Here is a 14,377-nt window from a genome sequence, read left to right as displayed (position 1 = left end):
GTCCTGCCGCCTGCTGCAAAGCAGCATCCATTATGGCGTGAAACAAATCTACTGTATACAGGGCAGAGCGGAAACATTCCGTTTCCTTTTCCTCACATTTGCGCGAGAGGGAGCGCCCCTTTGGCCCCTCCGGCGCGCCTCGCGCGATGCCGCAGTCGCGGGGGGCAGTCGCGGGGGGAGGTGACAGGCGCGCGGGCGCGGGCTAGAACCGCGGGGAAAGCCGCAAAGGGAGAACAGGCATGGATCTCGGGATCAGGGGAAAGCGCGCGCTGGTCTGCGCCTCGTCGAAAGGGCTCGGACGCGGCTGCGCGCGGGCGCTTGCGGAGGCGGGCGTCGATCTGGTGATGAACGCCCGCGGGGCCGACGCGCTCGAGGCGGCGGCGAAGGAGATCGCGGCGGAATTCGGCGTCTCCGTGGAGACGGTCGCCGCGGATGTGAGCACGGAGGAGGGGCGCGCGGCCCTGATCGAGGCGGCCGGCCCCGTGGACATCCTCGTCAACAATGCCGGCGGCCCGCCGCCGGGGATGTGGACCGACTGGGAGCGGGAGGATTTCATCCGCGCGCTCGACGCCAACATGCTCGCCCCCATCGCGCTCATCAAGGCGCTGGTCCCCGGCATGATCGAACGCGGCTGGGGCCGGGTGGTGAACATCACCTCCGTGTCGGTGAAGGAACCGATCGCCGCGCTGGGCCTGTCGAATTCGGCGCGCGCGGGGCTGACCGGCTATGTCGCCGGCACGTCGCGCCAGGTCGCGGGGCAGGGCGTGATCATGAACAACCTGCTTCCGGGGATGCACGCGACCGACCGCACCGCCTTTCTCGACGAGGCGCGCGCGGCGCAGAGCGGCCGGTCCGTCGCCGAGATCCGGGCGGGCAAGGAGGCGAATATCCCGGTCGGCCGCTACGGCACGCCTGAGGACTTCGGCGCCACCTGTGCCTTCATGTGCTCGCAATACGCGGGATTCATGGTCGGGCAGAACATCCTGCTCGACGGCGGCGCGTTCAATTCGACGATGTGAGCGGGCGGGCGGCGGCTGTTGCTAAGGCCGGGGGCGGCTGCTAGGACAGCGTGGAATTCCTGTCAGACTGGGCGTGCCCGTGACCGATCCCCGCCTCGAAATCCGCAACATCACCCGTGTCTTTGCGGGACGGCCGGTGGTGTCCGACGTGTCGCTGAAGGTGATGCCGGGACAGGTGACCTGCCTGCTCGGCCCCTCGGGCTGCGGCAAGTCGACGACGCTGCGCATCATCGCGGGCGTCGACATGCAGGACCGCGGAGAGATCCATGTGGACGGCCGGCTGGTCTGCGACACGGTCTACCGCGTGCCGCCCGAGCGGCGGTCCATCGGGCTGATGTTCCAGGATTTCGCGCTCTTCCCGCATCTTTCCGTGCGTGACAACGTCGCCTTCGGCCTGCGTGGCGACAAGGCGGCCAGGCGGCGGCGGGTCGAGGAACTGCTCGACAGGGTGGGGCTCCTGTCCGCCCTCGCGAAATACCCGCACGAATTGTCAGGCGGCGAACAGCAGCGCGTCGCGCTCGCCCGTGCGCTCGCGCCACGCCCCTCGATCATGCTGATGGACGAACCCTTCTCCGGGCTCGACGAGCGGCTGAAGGACGAGATCCGCGACAGCACGCTCGACGTGCTGAAGGAAGAGGGCGCGGCGGTTCTGCTGGTCACCCATGAGCCGCATGAGGCGATGCGCATGGCCGACGAGATCGCGCTGATGCGGGACGGCCGGATCGTGCAGCAGGGCGCGCCCTACAATATCTACAACGCCCCCGTGGACCGGCAGGCCGCCGCCTTCTTCAGCGACATCAACGTCCTCCGCGGCACGGTGCGCAACATGTCGGTGACGACGCCCTTCGGGGAATTCCTCTGCCCGCCGCGCCCGGACGGGTCCGAGGTCGAGATTGTCATCCGGCCGCAGCATCTGCGCATCGACTTCGACCGTGCCGGACGGGGGCCGGATCCGACGCCCGAGGACGGCACGCCGGCCCGCGCCGTGGTCGAACGCGCGCGCTTCATGGGGCGCGAAAGCCTCGTCGAATTCCGCATGGACCATGACGGAAGCGTGCTGAAGGCGACGGTGCCCTCGGTCTTCCTGCCGAAACCCGGCCGGCCGATGTGGCTGATGATGCGCCGCGACCGCTGTTTCGTCTTTCCGGTGCCGGGACCGGGCAGCTAGCGCATCCGCTCCTGCGCCTTCGCGAAATCCGCGAGCGTCCTGCCCGGCTCGTCGCGGAACCGCGCGCCGGTGTCGATCAGGCTCTCGATCCGTTCGACGCGGAAGACGCGGAAGGCCTCGCGCAGCTCGCACCAGCCGCCCATCGTCCAGACCCGCCCCCAGTAGTCGAGTTGCAGCGGCCGCACGATGCGGTTCGTCCGCGTGCCGTCAGGGGCGAGATAGGCCAGGCGCAGCCGCTTCCTTTCCCGCACCGCCTCGCGCAGGAGCGGCATGTGCCGGAACCCGGCCTGCGCATCGGCAAAGGGAAAGACGCTCAGCCCCCAGCCCTCGTGCGGCGGCCCGGCATTCTCCGGCAGCACCGCGTCGATCTTCGCGGCGAGGCTCCGCGCGCTTTTCGCGAGTTCGGGGTCCGAGGCTTCGCCCAGGATCGCGACGGCGAGGTGCAGCGCCTCGAGCTCCTCCATCGAGAGGTTCATCGGCGGCAGGGTGACGGGGGCCGTGACCCTGTAGCCGAGGCCGCGCTCCCCCTCGACCGGAACGCCCGAGGCCATGAGCGTCGCCATGTCGCGCCAGATCGTGCGCTCGGAGACGCGGAGCCGGCGGGCGAGGTCGCGCCCGGTGTGGCGCCGGCCGTCGCGCAGGATGCCGATCAGGGCGAACAGGCGCTCGCTGCGCCGGGCCTGCGACTGCTTGCGGCCGCCGGCCATGGGTCAGGCTCCCGCCCGGCCGGGGCAGGGGCGGGTCTTGCGGAGATGCGTCATCCTCTTCCTCCGATTCGGGCCCCGGCGGTCCGGGGTAGGGCGCGTACAACAGACATAAACCTGTCAGTTGCATTTTTCCACCCGCCCCCGCCGCGCCAATGTTGTGCAACCGGCCCCTCGGGACGTTTTTGCCCTTTTCCTCGGCGGGACGGGCGCCTAATCCTAGGCCCTGAAAGATTTGGAAGACGGGCCCCGGCCCCTCTCAGACGGAGACTGTCATGCTCAACAACATCGGCCTTCCCGGCCTTCTGCTCATCGCCATCGTGGTGCTCGTCCTGTTCGGACGCGGCAAGATCTCGAGCCTCATGGGAGAGGTCGGCAAGGGCATCACCTCCTTCAAGAAAGGCATTTCCGAGGGCAACGAGGAAATCGAGAAGGAAAAGCTCGAGAACGCGCGCAACGTCACGCCCGAAGAGGAAAAGGACAAGGTCTGATCCCCTCCCGGCGGGGCGGATCCCGCCGCAGGTCCGGGCGCCGTGCTGGCGCCCTTCTCTTTCGGTCGTCGTGACAAAGGCTTAGCGCATGTTCTTCGCTCAGATGCCGCAGCTCAGGCTGTTCTTTGACATCGGCATGTCGGAAATGCTGGTGATCGGGGTGGTGGCCCTCATCGTGGTCGGTCCGAAGGATCTCCCGGCGATGTTCCGCACGCTCGGGCGCTTCACGGCACGGGCAAAGGCGATGGCGCGCGAATTTTCCCGCGCGATGGAGGCGGCGGCGGACGAGAGCGGCCTCAACGAAGCCTCGAGCGCGCTGAAGGCCGCCTCCAATCCGAAGAAATTCGGCCTCGACAAGCTCAACGAGGCGGCCGACCAGTTCGAGAAATGGGACCCGATGAAGGCGGCGGACGGAAAGCCGGCGCCGAAGACGACGCAGCTCGGCAAGGACGAGGCCGCGCCCGACCACGCGGATCCCGCCGCGGAGGCCGAGGCGGATGCGGCGGATGCGGCCACGGGCGCAGCGCAGGTGGCGACGAACCGTGCGGAGGCCGAGGCGGCGGCCGGGGCGGAGGTGCCCGCCGCCGCACCCGCGACCGGCAAGGCCGCGGCGAAGAAGACCGCCGCGAAGAAGAAGACCGCCGCGAAGACGGCGGATGCGAAAACATCCGATGCGAAGACGGCGGCGAAGGCCGCGACCGCGAAGACGGCGCCGGCCAGGAAGACCCCCGCGAAGACGGCGCAGGCCAGGGGCGCGGCAAAGAAGGCCACGGCGGACAAACCGGCGCCGAAGACGGAAGGTGAGGCATGAGCGACAGCGATATCGACGACAGCACGGCGCCGCTGATCGAGCATCTCGCGGAGCTGCGCACCCGGATCATCCGCTCGGCGCTCGCCTTCATCGTCGCGATGGTGCTCGTCTTCGCCGTCGGCGGGCAGGTGCTCGATTTCCTGCTGGCGCCCATCGAGCATACGATGCGCCAGCTCGGCAATCCGAACCCGGTGATGCAATACACCGCGCCGCAGGAATATTTCTTTACCCTCATCCGCATCTCGATGGTGGGCGGGCTCATGCTCGCCTTTCCGGTGATCGGCTACCAGATGTGGCGCTTCGTGGCGCCGGGGCTCTACCGCAACGAGAAGGACGCCTTCCTGCCCTTCCTGATCGCCTCGCCGCTGCTGTTCCTCGCCGGTGCCGCCTTTGCGCAATACGTGGTCGTGCCGCTGGCGATGACCTTCTTCCTCGGTTTCGCGGATCTTCCCTCCTTCGTCGGCGCGCTGGTGACGAACGGCGGCGACGTCGCGGAGGCGAGCACGGACACGGGCATCGACATCGTCTTCAACGGCAAGGTCAACGAGAGCCTCGACATCACGCTCAAGATGATCGTGGCCTTCGGCCTCTGCTTTCAGCTTCCGGTCCTGCTGACGCTGATGGGGAAGGCAGGGCTCGCCACCGCGCAGGGCCTGCGCGGCATGCGCAAATACGCGGTGGTCGGGATCCTGACCGTCGCCGCCCTCGTGACGCCGCCCGACGTGACGACGCAGCTCATCCTCTTCACCGTGGTCTACGGGCTCTACGAGGTGTCGATCTTCCTCGTCGCGCGGGTCGAGAGGAAACGCGACGCGGAGCTGCGGGCGCAGGGGCTCATGGATGACGATGACGTGACGGCGGAGTTCAAGGACGATGAGTGAGAAGAAATCCCTCAAGCGGATCGCGGAGGCGCTCGAACGCATGGCGCCCGCGCCCTTCGAAGCGCCGGATTTCGACGCGGCGGAGGCCTTCGTCTGGCACACCGCGCCCGATGCGCTGGTGCCGGTGGAGCGGGTCTCGCGCATCGACGTCTCGCTCCTCGTCGGCGTCGACCGGGCGCGGGACACGCTGATCGCGAACACCCGGCAGTTCGCCCGCGGGCTCTCGGCCAACAACGCGCTGCTCTGGGGCGCGCGGGGGATGGGGAAATCCTCCCTCGTGAAATCGGTCCATGCGGCGATCAACGCCGAAGGCACGCCGCTCAAGATCGTGGAGATGCAGCGCGAGGACCTGCCTTCGGTCGGGCGGCTGCTGCACCTGCTGCGCGCCTCCGGCCACCGTTTCGTGCTGTTCTGCGACGACCTGTCCTTCAGCCATGACGACCAGCATTACAAATCCCTCAAGGCGGTGCTCGACGGCGGGATCGAGGGGCGGCCCGAGAACGTGCTGTTCTACGCCACCTCGAACCGCCGCCACCTCATGCCGCGCGACATGATCGAGAACGAGCGCAGCACCGCGATCAGCCCCTCCGAGGCGACGGAGGAGAAAGTGTCGCTCTCCGACCGCTTCGGCCTCTGGCTCGGCTTCCACCCCTGTTCGCAGGACGAATATCTGGAGATGATCCGCGGCTATTGCGCGGAATACGGCGTGGAGATCGCGGAGGAGGAGATGCGCGCGGAGGCGATCGAATGGCAGGCCACGCGCGGCGCGCGCTCGGGCCGGGTCGCCTGGCAGTATTTCACCGACCTCGCCGGGCGCAAGGGCGTCAGGCTGGGCTGAGTATTTGCAGCAGCAAAAAGCCGGGGCGTTAACCGGATGGCAAGCGGAGGCTGACAGTCTCGGCATGCGGTACAGGCTGGAGAGCCGATGACCGCGCAGCGAAAAGCCGCCCCGTCCCGTGACGGACGCCGTCTTTCGGAACGGTCACAGCGCCGCTTCCGGCGGGCGGGGCGCACCCCGTCATGCTTCCGACCGGTTGTCCAGGGCGCCAGCCGCGGGCTTTTTGCTGCTGCAAATACTCGAATGGTCCGGTCAGTTGAGATAGGGCGACGGGTCGACCGTCTGCGTGCCCTTGAAGACCATGAACTGCAAGGCATTGAACTCGTTCGCCGTCACCTTGGCGATGGGCTGGCCGCGCTTGACCGATGCGCCCTTTGCCACGGTGACCTCGTCGATGAAGCTGTAGGCGGTCTGCAACCCGCCGCCATGGTCGATGACCATGATCCTCACCCCGTCGGCATTGGTCGAGACGAGCTTTACCGTGCCGTCCTTCGCGGCGTGGACCGGCGTGCCGGCGGGGGCGGCGAAGAGGATGAATTTCGACTTGTCCTTGTCGTAATCGCGGATGATCGCGCCGGAGACCGGCTTGGTCATTTCCGCGCTGGTGGTCTGGGTCGCACCGAGGTCGACGGCGGGCTCGCTCTGCTGCGGCGCGGGCTGTGCCGCGGCCGGGTCGGGCAGGGGCTCGGCGGCCGAGGGCGGGGTGGGGGCGAGGGTGCCCTGTCCCGGCTGGGTTTCGTCGGACGCCGGAACCTCGGAGGCCTTCACCGGGATCAGCAGGTAGCGGCCTTCCTGCACCGCCAGATCGGCGCCGAGGCCGTTCCAGTCGGCGAGCGCGCGCACGGAGATGCCGTATCTGCGGGCGATCGAATAGGCGGTCTCGCCGCGCTGGACCTGGTGGCGCACCGGCTCCATGCCGTCGATCGGCGCGGAGGGGGTCGCCTGGGTCATCGTGGTGCGCGGCGCGGCAGAGGCGGTGCCGGTGGCCGCGTCGTCCAGCGCCTCGTTGGCGAGGGTCGTCACGTCGATGCGCTCGCCGCTCGCGATCGTGCCGGAGCTGATCGGGGTCGAGGTGGTTTCGCCGACGCGGCGCGGCAGGGCGATGGTCTCGCCTTCGCGCAGGGTCACGCCCTCCTCGATCCCGTTGTAGCGGGCCAGTTCGGAGGGGGCGAGCCCCACCCGCGCGGCGACGGTGGAGATGGTGTCGCCGCGGCGCGCGACCGCGACCTGGTAATTCGGATAGGAAATCACGCCGTTCGCGTCGGGCGACGGCCGCGCCGCGGTCCGCGCCTCCGTGGCGGCGGGGGCGGTGGAGAACCCGTCGGTCACGCCGCGCAGGTCGAAATCGAGCGGCTTGTCGCAGGCGCTCAGCGCCAGGAGCGCGCCACCCATCATCATCGCGCGCAGGCAGGCTGTCTTACGGGGGTTCATGTGCATTGCTCTCTCGTCCTCACGTCCGGGGCGCGCGCGCGTCGTCAGACCGCGGCACCCGTGCTCCCTCTCTGTCGGAGGGTGTCTCACTCCTGACCCATCCCCTCGACGAGGGGCACGAACCTGACGGCCCTGAGCTCTTCGTAGTCGAAGCCCGTCTCATGCCGCGTCACCTTGATGAGGCTTTGCACCGCGTCCGACTGCCCCACCGGCAGGACCATGATACCGCCTGTTTTGAGCTGCGCCAAGAGCGGCCCCGGCGGATCCTCGGCGGCGGCGGTCACGATAATGCGGTCGAAGGGCGCCTGATCGGGCAGGCCGTAGCTGCCGTCGGTGGCCATCGCGGTGATGTTGACGATGCCGAGCCGGTTGAACACGCCCTGCGCCTCGCGCACGAGGCGGACATAGCGGTCGACGGTGTAGACCCGCCGCGCGAGCTGGCTCAGCACGGCGGCCTGATAGCCCGAGCCGGTGCCGACCTCGAGCACCTTGTCGCGCGGCTGCACGTCGAGCGCCTGGGTCATCAGCCCGACGACCGAGGGCTGGGAGATCGTCTGCCCGCAGGCGATGGGGAGCGGCATGTCCTCATAGGCGCGGCCGGCGAAGATGCCGCGGACGAAATCGCCGCGGTCGATCCGTTCCATCGCGTTCAGCGTGCGCATCTCCGTCACCCCCTTGGAGCGGAGGGTGAAGAGGAACTGCATCTTCGCTTCGGCGTCCATCATCCGGCGAAGGCCTCCTCGAGGGCTGTGAGCCGGTCGTGGGCGGTGAGATCGGCGCGCATCGGCGTGATGGAGATATGTCCGGCGAGGTTTGCGGTGACATCGGTTCCGGCACCGCATTCCACCGCCTGCTGCGCGCCCCGCACCCAGAGGAAGCGCCGCCCGGTCGGGGAGATCTGGCCTTCGATGCCGAAGCCCGAGGTGGGGCGCCGTCCCTGCCGCCCGATGCGCGGGGCTTTCGTCTCCGCGGCGGAGACGGGGGGGAAATTCACGTTGTAGAACAGCGCATATTCCGCGCCCTCGTCCCAGGGTGCGTGATCGAGAAGCCGGCGCACCACCGCGGCGCCATGGACGCGCGCGCTTTCGAACATGTCGGTGAGGCCGGTGGTGCCGTGGCCGAGGAACTGCGACAGGGCGATGGATCTCACGCCCTGGAGCGCGCCCTCCATCGCGCCGCCGACCGTGCCGGAATAGGCGGCGTTCTCGCCCGCGTTGTTGCCGCGGTTGACGCCGGAGAGCACGAGGTCGGGCAGGTCCGGGAGGATGTCGTGGAGCCCCGCGAGGACGCAATCGGCCGGCGATCCCTCCGCCGCCCAGCGGCGGGGGCCGAGTTCGGAGATCATCGTGGGATGGGCGTAGGAGATGCAATGGCCGACGCCGGATTGCTCGAAGGCGGGGGCGACGGTCCAGACCTCGCCATCGGGCCCCGCGATCTCATGCGCGATCGTCTCGAGCGTCTTCAGGCCGGGGGCGTTGATGCCATCGTCATTTGTGATGAGAATGCGCATGTGCCACCGTTGCCCCTTCGCCTGTTTCCCATCCTCCTTAAACGAGCCATGGAATCGCGGCAAGCGGTGCGCCCGGTTCGGGGCGAAGAAACCGCGGAAAACGCCGTGTCGGCGGGCAGGCCGCGGCGAAACGCGCGGCCGGCGGTCACAGCAGGCCCGCCTCCCGCAAGAGCCGCGGCGCCTCGTCGCGGGGAGGGGCCAGTTTCGCCTTGTCCTCGCCGGGGAAGAAGCGGGCGCGGGTCGCGGTCGGCATCGGGGCGGGGGTGAGGATGTGGATGCGCGGGGCGCGGGCGAGGTTTTCCGTCTCCGCCTGCCAGCTGCGTGCCATGGCGATCTGCGCGGCTTTCGACGCCCCGTAGGCGCCGAAGAACCTCTCGCCCGCATGCGGATCGTCGAAGAACAGCACATCGGCCGGTGTCTCCGCCATGTTCAGCAGCGGCGCGATCATCGGGATGAGCTTGCCCGTCGCGGTCACGTTCGTGCCGATGGTGCGGTCGAGATCCTTCGGGTCGATATGGTCGGCGGGCGACAGGAGCTGTGCGTAGACCGCCGTATGCGCCCAGAGGTCGAGATGGCCCCAGCGGTCGTAGATCCCGCGGCACAGATGCGCCATCGCGTCGGTATTGGTGACGTCCATCGGCGCGAGCGTGGCCTGGCCGCCCTTCGCCTTGATCCGGTCGTCGAGCTCCTCGAGCGCGCCGGTGGTCTTCGCCACCGCGACGATGTGATAGCGGGGCGCGAGCGCCTCGGCCAGGGCAAAGCCGAGGCCGCGCGAGGCGCCGGTGATGAGGGCGATTTTGGTGGTCTCTGTCATGGCGCGAGGAGTGCGGGGAAAACCCCGCGCGGTCAAGAGGGTTTGAGCGCGCTGCGCCCGAGTGTCCCGCTCGCCTCGTAGAGGTCGAGAAGCGCGTCGAAGGAGATCTCCGCAATGCCTTCGAGCGTCGCCGCCGGGCGTTCGGAGCCGTCGCCGAAGGCGAGGTGGACGGGCGCCCCCGCCATGGCCACCGGGGTGAGGTCGTTTGCGAGCGTGGCGAGGCTGTCCTCGGGCACCGGGCCGCCGTCGAGCAGGTCGACATAGGCGTAGAACACCGCCTGCGGCACCTCGGCCCAGAGTGCGACGCCGAGCGCGTCCTCCGCGCCGCGGATCGGCAGGGAGAGCGAGGCGCGCAGGAACCGGCGATCCCCCGTGCGGCACAGTTCGGAGGCGAGCTGGTCCGCCCCCGCCTTCACGAAGGGGGCCTCCTCACGCGGGGCGTGCGGCCAGTCGGACGGATGGTCGAAGCCAAGGTCGATCACGCCGCCCCGTTCCGTGAGCGCGCGCCAGCGCGGGTCGAGGTCGAGCGGGGAGGCCACCTATTCCGCTGCCGTCTTCAGTTCGAACCCCTTGTCGACCATGTCGGAGGGCACGACCGGATAGTCGCCGGAGAAACAGGCGTCGCAATATTGCGGCGCATCGTTGTTGCGTCCCTGCGCGATCCCGGCGGCACGATAGAGACCGTCGAGCGAGATGAACCTGAGGCTGTCGACGCCGAGATGGTCGCGCATTTCCTCGACCGACATCTGGGCTGCGAGCAGCTTGGCGCGGTCGGGCGTGTCGACGCCGTAGAAACAGGGCCACATGGTCGGCGGGGAGGCGATGCGGAAATGCACCTCGGCCGCGCCGGCATCGAGCAGCATGTCCTTGATCTTGCGCGAGGTCGTGCCGCGCACCACCGAATCGTCCACGAGGATGATGCGCTTGTCGCGGATGAGCGCGCGGTTCACGTTGAGCTTGAGACGCACGCCCATGTTGCGGATCTGCTCCGACGGCTCGATGAAGGTGCGGCCCATGTATTGATTGCGGATGATGCCCATGCCGTAGGGAATTCCGCTTTCAAAGGCATAGCCGATCGCCGCGGGCGTGCCCGAATCCGGCACGGGACAGACGAGATCCGCCTCGACGGGGGCTTCCTTCGCCAGTTCGATGCCGATCTGGCGGCGCGTCTCGTAGACCGAGCGGCCCTCGAGGATCGAATCGGGGCGGGAGAAATAGACATGTTCGAAGATGCAGAAGCGGGACGGCTTCGCCTCGAACGGTTTCGAGCTCGTCAGCTTGCCGTCCTGGGAGATGACGACCATCTCGCCCGGTTCGACCTCGCGCAGGAATTCCGCGCCGATGATGTCGAGCGCGCAGGTCTCCGACGACAGCACATAGCCCTTGTCCCCGAGCCGGCCGAGCACGAGCGGCCGCACCCCGCGCGGGTCGCGCACGCCGATGAGCTTGGTGCGGGTCATCGCGACGACGGAAAAGGCGCCCTCGACCCGGCGCAGCGCATCCTTCATCCGTTCGGGGATGTTGCGCTGGAGCGACCGGGCCATCAGGTGAATGATACATTCGCTGTCCGAGGAGGACTGGAAGATCGAGCCGCGGTCGATCAGCTCGCGGCGCAGCGCGTCGGCATTGGTGATGTTGCCGTTATGGGCCACCGCCGCGCCGCCCATGGAAAACTCGCCGAAGAAGGGCTGCACGTCGCGGATCGCGGTGTTGCCCTTCGATCCGGCGGTGGAATAGCGCACATGGCCGATGCCGATGGAGCCGGGCAGGGTTTCCATCACCTCCTGAGAGGTGAAGTTGTCGCGCACATAGCCGAAGCGGCGGGCGGAGTGGAAACCCGCCTCCGGGTCATAGGTGACGATGCCGCCCGCTTCCTGCCCGCGGTGTTGCAGCGCGTGCAGGCCGAGTGCGACGAAGGAGGCCGCGTCGGTCACGCCGATCGCGCCGAAGACGCCGCATTCCTCCTTGAGCTTGTCATCGTCGAAAGGGTGAGACGGGGGCATTGTGCGCATCAAGCCGGGCTCCGAATCCATTGAGGATGTTTCGCCCCCCCTTTAAGCGCTATCGGACCGAGTGTCACGAAAGGATCACAGGGGACGGGATCACAACCGCGCGGTCGGCGCGTGTGGGCGGCGGACAGAGGTGGTTTCGCCCGCTTCCGGTGCAGGCCGGCGCCGGGCCGGTCCCCCCGGCGGGTCTGTTACTGCTCGATCGCGCAGGTCGCCACGAGCGCCTCGTAGCGCTGGGTAACCCAGCCGGGCGCGTCGTCGGGCAGCGTCTCGTCGAGCTTGTCGGAGGAGCGGGCAAAGACCTTTGCGGTGCGGGAATTCTCCAGCACCGGGATCGGATCGCCGGTGGACACGCGGTCCACGATCACCAGGGCGATGGCGACGAGGACGATCCCGCGCAGCACGCCGAAGAGGAAGCCGAGGCCCTGGTCGATCCCGCCGAGCGCCGAACGCTGCACCGCCGAGGAAAACAGCGGGGTGAACAGCGACACGACGATGAGCGCGAGGGCGAAGACCGCGAAGAAGCCGGTGATCACCGAGAGTTCGCAGGAGCCGGAGATGTAATCGCCGAGATAGGGCACTTCCTTGACCAGCGGCACGGCCTGCGGGGCAAAGATATAGCCGAGGATCGCGGCGACGATCCATCCCGCGATCGCCATCCCCTCGCGCACGAAGCCGCGGGAATAGGCGAGAAGGGCCGAGACCACGATGACCAGCGCGACGATGCCGTCGATGAGTGTGAAACCTTCCATTGGCCCTCTGCCTCTCTCTTTTCCTCTTGGACCGGGCCTAGCCCGCGCCGAAAACCTCGCCGACGAACCCGATCAGATCGCCCATCTGGCGGATATCCACGCCGCTCTTTTCGCCCGCCTTCGAGCGCGCCGGCATGATGGCCGATGAAAAACCAAGTTTTTTCGCTTCTTTCAACCTGTTTTCGGTCTGACCCACGGGACGCAGGCTGCCGGAAAGGGAAAGTTCCCCGAAAACCACACAGTCCTTCGGAAGTGCCGCATCCTCGCGCGCCGACAGGAGCGCGGCGGCGACCGCGAGGTCGGCGGCGGGTTCGGAGACCTTCATCCCGCCCGCGACATTGAGATAGACGTCGAGCCCGGCAAAGGGGATGCCGCAGCGCGCCTCGAGCACGGCGAGGATCATGGCCAGCCGCGATCCGTCCCAGCCGACCACGGTGCGCCGCGCCTGGGCATGCGGGGAAGGGGCCACAAGCGCCTGGAATTCCACGAGAACCGGCCGCGTTCCCTCGATCCCGGCAAAGACGACGGAGCCCGGCGCGGGCGTGTCGCGCTCCGACAGGAACAGCGCCGAAGGGTTCGTCACCTCGCTGAGCCCGTCGCCCGTCATCTCGAACACACCGATCTCATGGGCGGGTCCGAAGCGGTTCTTCACCGCGCGCAACAGCCGGAACTGGTGCCCGCGCTCGCCCTCGAAATAGAGCACGGTGTCGACCATGTGCTCCACCACGCGCGGCCCGGCGAGCTGGCCCTCCTTGGTCACATGGCCGACGAGCATCACCGAAACGCCGCGCGATTTCGCGAAGGTCACAAGCTCGTGTGCCGCCGCGCGCACCTGGCTCACCGAGCCCGGCGCGCTCTCCACATTGTCCGCCCACATCGTCTGGATGGAATCGATGATGACGAGATCGGGCGCCTCCGCCTCGAGCGTCGTGAGGATGTCGCGCAGGTTGGTCTCCGCCCCGAGCTTCACCGCCGCCTCGCCGAGCCCGAGCCGCTGCGCACGCATCCTCACCTGCGCCGCCGCCTCCTCGCCGGAGATGTAGATCACCTTGAGCCCCGCGCCCGCGAACCGCGCCGCCGCCTGCAACAGCAGCGTCGACTTGCCGATCCCCGGATCGCCGCCCACGAGGATGGCCGAGGCCGGCACCAGCCCGCCGCCCAGCACCCGGTCGAATTCCCCGAGCCCCGAGGAGGTGCGCGGCGGCGGCGCGTCCCTGGCCGACAGGTTCGACAGCGTGATCTCCCGGCCGCGCAGGCCGCCCAGCGTCTTGCCCGCCGGACCCGCCTGCGACAGCGGCTTCTCCTCGGAGATCGTGTTCCATTCGCCGCAGCCGTCGCACCGGCCCGACCATTTCGTCGTCACCGCGCCGCAGGTCGAACAGACGAAATTCTTCTGTGCCCTTGCCATGCCCGCCTCTCTTTTCGTTCTTGCTTCGTTCTAATCCGCCGTACCGGTCCCGCGCAAGCCCCGCGGCTTTTTGCTGCTGAAAATACTCAATCCGAGGCTCGCCAGCACGCAGAAGGTGAACAGGTAGAGCCCCCAGCCCACCTCCAGCCGCCCGACGCCGAGCCCCTTCGCCACGGTGATGTAGATCGCGACGAGGAACACATCCGCCATGCCGAGCCGCCCGAGGTGGAAGAGCCAGGGCTTCGCGCCCGCGGGCAGGCGCCCGGCGAGCAGCGCGTCGAGCGCGAGCACCTTCGCGACCGGGGCGATCATCGCGAAGAGGATCACCACCAGCGCGAGCGGGATGTCCTTTTCCCACAGGCTCGCGATCCCCGAGAGGACCGAGATCTCCGACAGGCGGAACAGCGGCAACAGCCCCGCCTTGAGGAGCGGTGCGGCCCAGGCGACGGGAAAGAGGAGGAGGAGCGACAGGTTGGCGAGGCGCAGCGGGGTCATCTCCGACAGATGGGCCCGGCGAGGCGGCGGCGCAAGCGGCTATCGC

General features: G+C 68.3%; 16 protein-coding genes. 6 read left to right on the top strand and 10 right to left on the bottom strand.

The annotated features are described in order from the left end of the window. The first annotated feature begins 239 nt into the window (after nucleotides 1–239). Both P73_RS17245 and P73_RS17240 read left to right on the top strand, forming a co-directional pair. Nucleotides 240–1,019, top strand: a complete 780-nt coding sequence (locus P73_RS17245) for an SDR family oxidoreductase (RefSeq protein WP_043870523.1) — start codon at nucleotides 240–242, stop codon at nucleotides 1,017–1,019. Nucleotides 1,020–1,098: 79 nt separating this feature from the next. Then, complete coding sequence (locus P73_RS17240) at nucleotides 1,099–2,187, top strand: ABC transporter ATP-binding protein (protein WP_082033380.1); 1,089 nt, start codon at nucleotides 1,099–1,101, stop codon at nucleotides 2,185–2,187. On the opposite strand, the gene P73_RS17235 is transcribed toward P73_RS17240, so the two are convergent. Beyond that, nucleotides 2,184–2,894 (bottom strand): helix-turn-helix transcriptional regulator, encoded by a 711-nt coding sequence (locus tag P73_RS17235; RefSeq protein ID WP_043870521.1) that lies wholly within the window; start codon nucleotides 2,892–2,894, stop codon nucleotides 2,184–2,186. The genes P73_RS17240 and P73_RS17235 overlap by 4 nt on opposite strands. Before the next feature lie 272 nt (nucleotides 2,895–3,166). On the opposite strand from P73_RS17235, the gene P73_RS17230 reads away from it, so the two are divergent. The 4 genes from P73_RS17230 to P73_RS17215 all read left to right on the top strand — a co-directional run bounded on the left by P73_RS17230 (nucleotide 3,167) and on the right by P73_RS17215 (nucleotide 5,912). After that, entirely contained in the window at nucleotides 3,167–3,382 is a 216-nt protein-coding gene (locus P73_RS17230) for a twin-arginine translocase TatA/TatE family subunit (protein WP_043870520.1), read from the top strand. Between the two features lie 88 nt (nucleotides 3,383–3,470). After that, on the top strand, nucleotides 3,471–4,193 hold the full coding sequence (tatB, locus tag P73_RS17225) for a Sec-independent protein translocase protein TatB (protein ID WP_074743074.1): 723 nt from the start codon (nucleotides 3,471–3,473) through the stop codon (nucleotides 4,191–4,193). Beyond that, nucleotides 4,190–5,074 carry a twin-arginine translocase subunit TatC gene (tatC, locus tag P73_RS17220; protein ID WP_043870519.1) on the top strand — a complete coding sequence of 295 codons (885 nt, stop codon included), beginning with the start codon at nucleotides 4,190–4,192 and terminating at the stop codon, nucleotides 5,072–5,074. Before tatB ends, tatC begins: the two co-directional genes overlap by 4 nt. Next, nucleotides 5,067–5,912, top strand: coding sequence for an ATP-binding protein (locus P73_RS17215; RefSeq protein WP_043870518.1), 846 nt, complete (start codon nucleotides 5,067–5,069; stop codon nucleotides 5,910–5,912). The genes tatC and P73_RS17215 overlap by 8 nt, the downstream gene beginning before the upstream one ends. A 252-nt stretch (nucleotides 5,913–6,164) precedes the next feature. On the opposite strand, the gene P73_RS17210 is transcribed toward P73_RS17215, so the two are convergent. The 9 genes from P73_RS17210 to P73_RS17170 all read right to left on the bottom strand — a co-directional run bounded on the left by P73_RS17210 (nucleotide 6,165) and on the right by P73_RS17170 (nucleotide 14,331). Further along, nucleotides 6,165–7,349, bottom strand: a complete 1,185-nt coding sequence (locus P73_RS17210) for a LysM peptidoglycan-binding domain-containing protein (protein WP_052453381.1) — start codon at nucleotides 7,347–7,349, stop codon at nucleotides 6,165–6,167. An 80-nt stretch (nucleotides 7,350–7,429) separates the two neighbouring features. Further along, entirely contained in the window at nucleotides 7,430–8,068 is a 639-nt protein-coding gene (locus P73_RS17205) for a protein-L-isoaspartate(D-aspartate) O-methyltransferase (protein WP_043870517.1), read from the bottom strand. Then, a complete protein-coding gene (gene surE / locus P73_RS17200; protein WP_043870516.1) occupies nucleotides 8,065–8,853 on the bottom strand; it encodes a 5'/3'-nucleotidase SurE in 789 nt (262 codons plus the stop codon). Before surE ends, P73_RS17205 begins: the two co-directional genes overlap by 4 nt. Nucleotides 8,854–8,998: 145 nt before the next feature. Beyond that, complete coding sequence (locus tag P73_RS17195; RefSeq protein ID WP_043870515.1) at nucleotides 8,999–9,667, bottom strand: SDR family NAD(P)-dependent oxidoreductase; 669 nt, start codon at nucleotides 9,665–9,667, stop codon at nucleotides 8,999–9,001. Between the two features lie 32 nt (nucleotides 9,668–9,699). After that, nucleotides 9,700–10,206 carry a DUF2199 domain-containing protein gene (locus tag P73_RS24530; protein ID WP_052453380.1) on the bottom strand — a complete coding sequence of 169 codons (507 nt, stop codon included), beginning with the start codon at nucleotides 10,204–10,206 and terminating at the stop codon, nucleotides 9,700–9,702. After that, entirely contained in the window at nucleotides 10,207–11,679 is a 1,473-nt protein-coding gene (gene purF / locus P73_RS17185) for an amidophosphoribosyltransferase (protein WP_043871890.1), read from the bottom strand. Between the two features lie 188 nt (nucleotides 11,680–11,867). After that, the gene (locus tag P73_RS17180; protein ID WP_043870514.1) at nucleotides 11,868–12,428 is read right to left on the bottom strand and encodes a CvpA family protein; all 561 of its coding nucleotides are present in this window, start codon (nucleotides 12,426–12,428) and stop codon (nucleotides 11,868–11,870) included. A gap of 37 nt (nucleotides 12,429–12,465) precedes the next feature. Next, entirely contained in the window at nucleotides 12,466–13,836 is a 1,371-nt protein-coding gene (gene radA / locus P73_RS17175) for a DNA repair protein RadA (RefSeq protein WP_043870513.1), read from the bottom strand. 30 nt (nucleotides 13,837–13,866) lie between these two features. Continuing rightward, nucleotides 13,867–14,331 carry a paraquat-inducible protein A gene (locus P73_RS17170; protein ID WP_052453379.1) on the bottom strand — a complete coding sequence of 155 codons (465 nt, stop codon included), beginning with the start codon at nucleotides 14,329–14,331 and terminating at the stop codon, nucleotides 13,867–13,869. Nucleotides 14,332–14,377 lie beyond the last annotated feature (46 nt).

The sequence above is a fragment of the Celeribacter indicus genome, assembly GCF_000819565.1.
Lineage (GTDB): Bacteria > Pseudomonadota > Alphaproteobacteria > Rhodobacterales > Rhodobacteraceae > Celeribacter > Celeribacter indicus.
Note: the sequence above shows the minus strand (reverse complement) of the source record. Positions and strands in the feature narration are given on the sequence as shown.

Excerpts from the sequence above, each read along its gene's own strand:
- P73_RS17245 (WP_043870523.1), top strand. The coding sequence starts at position 240 with ATGGATCTCGGGATCAGGGGAAAGCGCGCGCTGGTCTGCGCCTCGTCG.
- P73_RS17235 (WP_043870521.1), bottom strand. The coding sequence starts at position 2,894 with ATGGCCGGCGGCCGCAAGCAGTCGCAGGCCCGGCGCAGCGAGCGCCTG.
- P73_RS17230 (WP_043870520.1), top strand. The coding sequence starts at position 3,167 with ATGCTCAACAACATCGGCCTTCCCGGCCTTCTGCTCATCGCCATCGTG.
- tatB (WP_074743074.1), top strand. The coding sequence starts at position 3,471 with ATGTTCTTCGCTCAGATGCCGCAGCTCAGGCTGTTCTTTGACATCGGC.
- tatC (WP_043870519.1), top strand. The coding sequence starts at position 4,190 with ATGAGCGACAGCGATATCGACGACAGCACGGCGCCGCTGATCGAGCAT.
- P73_RS17215 (WP_043870518.1), top strand. The coding sequence starts at position 5,067 with ATGAGTGAGAAGAAATCCCTCAAGCGGATCGCGGAGGCGCTCGAACGC.
- P73_RS17210 (WP_052453381.1), bottom strand. The coding sequence starts at position 7,349 with ATGCACATGAACCCCCGTAAGACAGCCTGCCTGCGCGCGATGATGATG.
- P73_RS17205 (WP_043870517.1), bottom strand. The coding sequence starts at position 8,068 with ATGATGGACGCCGAAGCGAAGATGCAGTTCCTCTTCACCCTCCGCTCC.
- surE (WP_043870516.1), bottom strand. The coding sequence starts at position 8,853 with ATGCGCATTCTCATCACAAATGACGATGGCATCAACGCCCCCGGCCTG.
- P73_RS17195 (WP_043870515.1), bottom strand. The coding sequence starts at position 9,667 with ATGACAGAGACCACCAAAATCGCCCTCATCACCGGCGCCTCGCGCGGC.
- purF (WP_043871890.1), bottom strand. The coding sequence starts at position 11,679 with ATGCGCACAATGCCCCCGTCTCACCCTTTCGACGATGACAAGCTCAAG.
- P73_RS17180 (WP_043870514.1), bottom strand. The coding sequence starts at position 12,428 with ATGGAAGGTTTCACACTCATCGACGGCATCGTCGCGCTGGTCATCGTG.
- radA (WP_043870513.1), bottom strand. The coding sequence starts at position 13,836 with ATGGCAAGGGCACAGAAGAATTTCGTCTGTTCGACCTGCGGCGCGGTG.
- P73_RS17170 (WP_052453379.1), bottom strand. The coding sequence starts at position 14,331 with ATGACCCCGCTGCGCCTCGCCAACCTGTCGCTCCTCCTCCTCTTTCCC.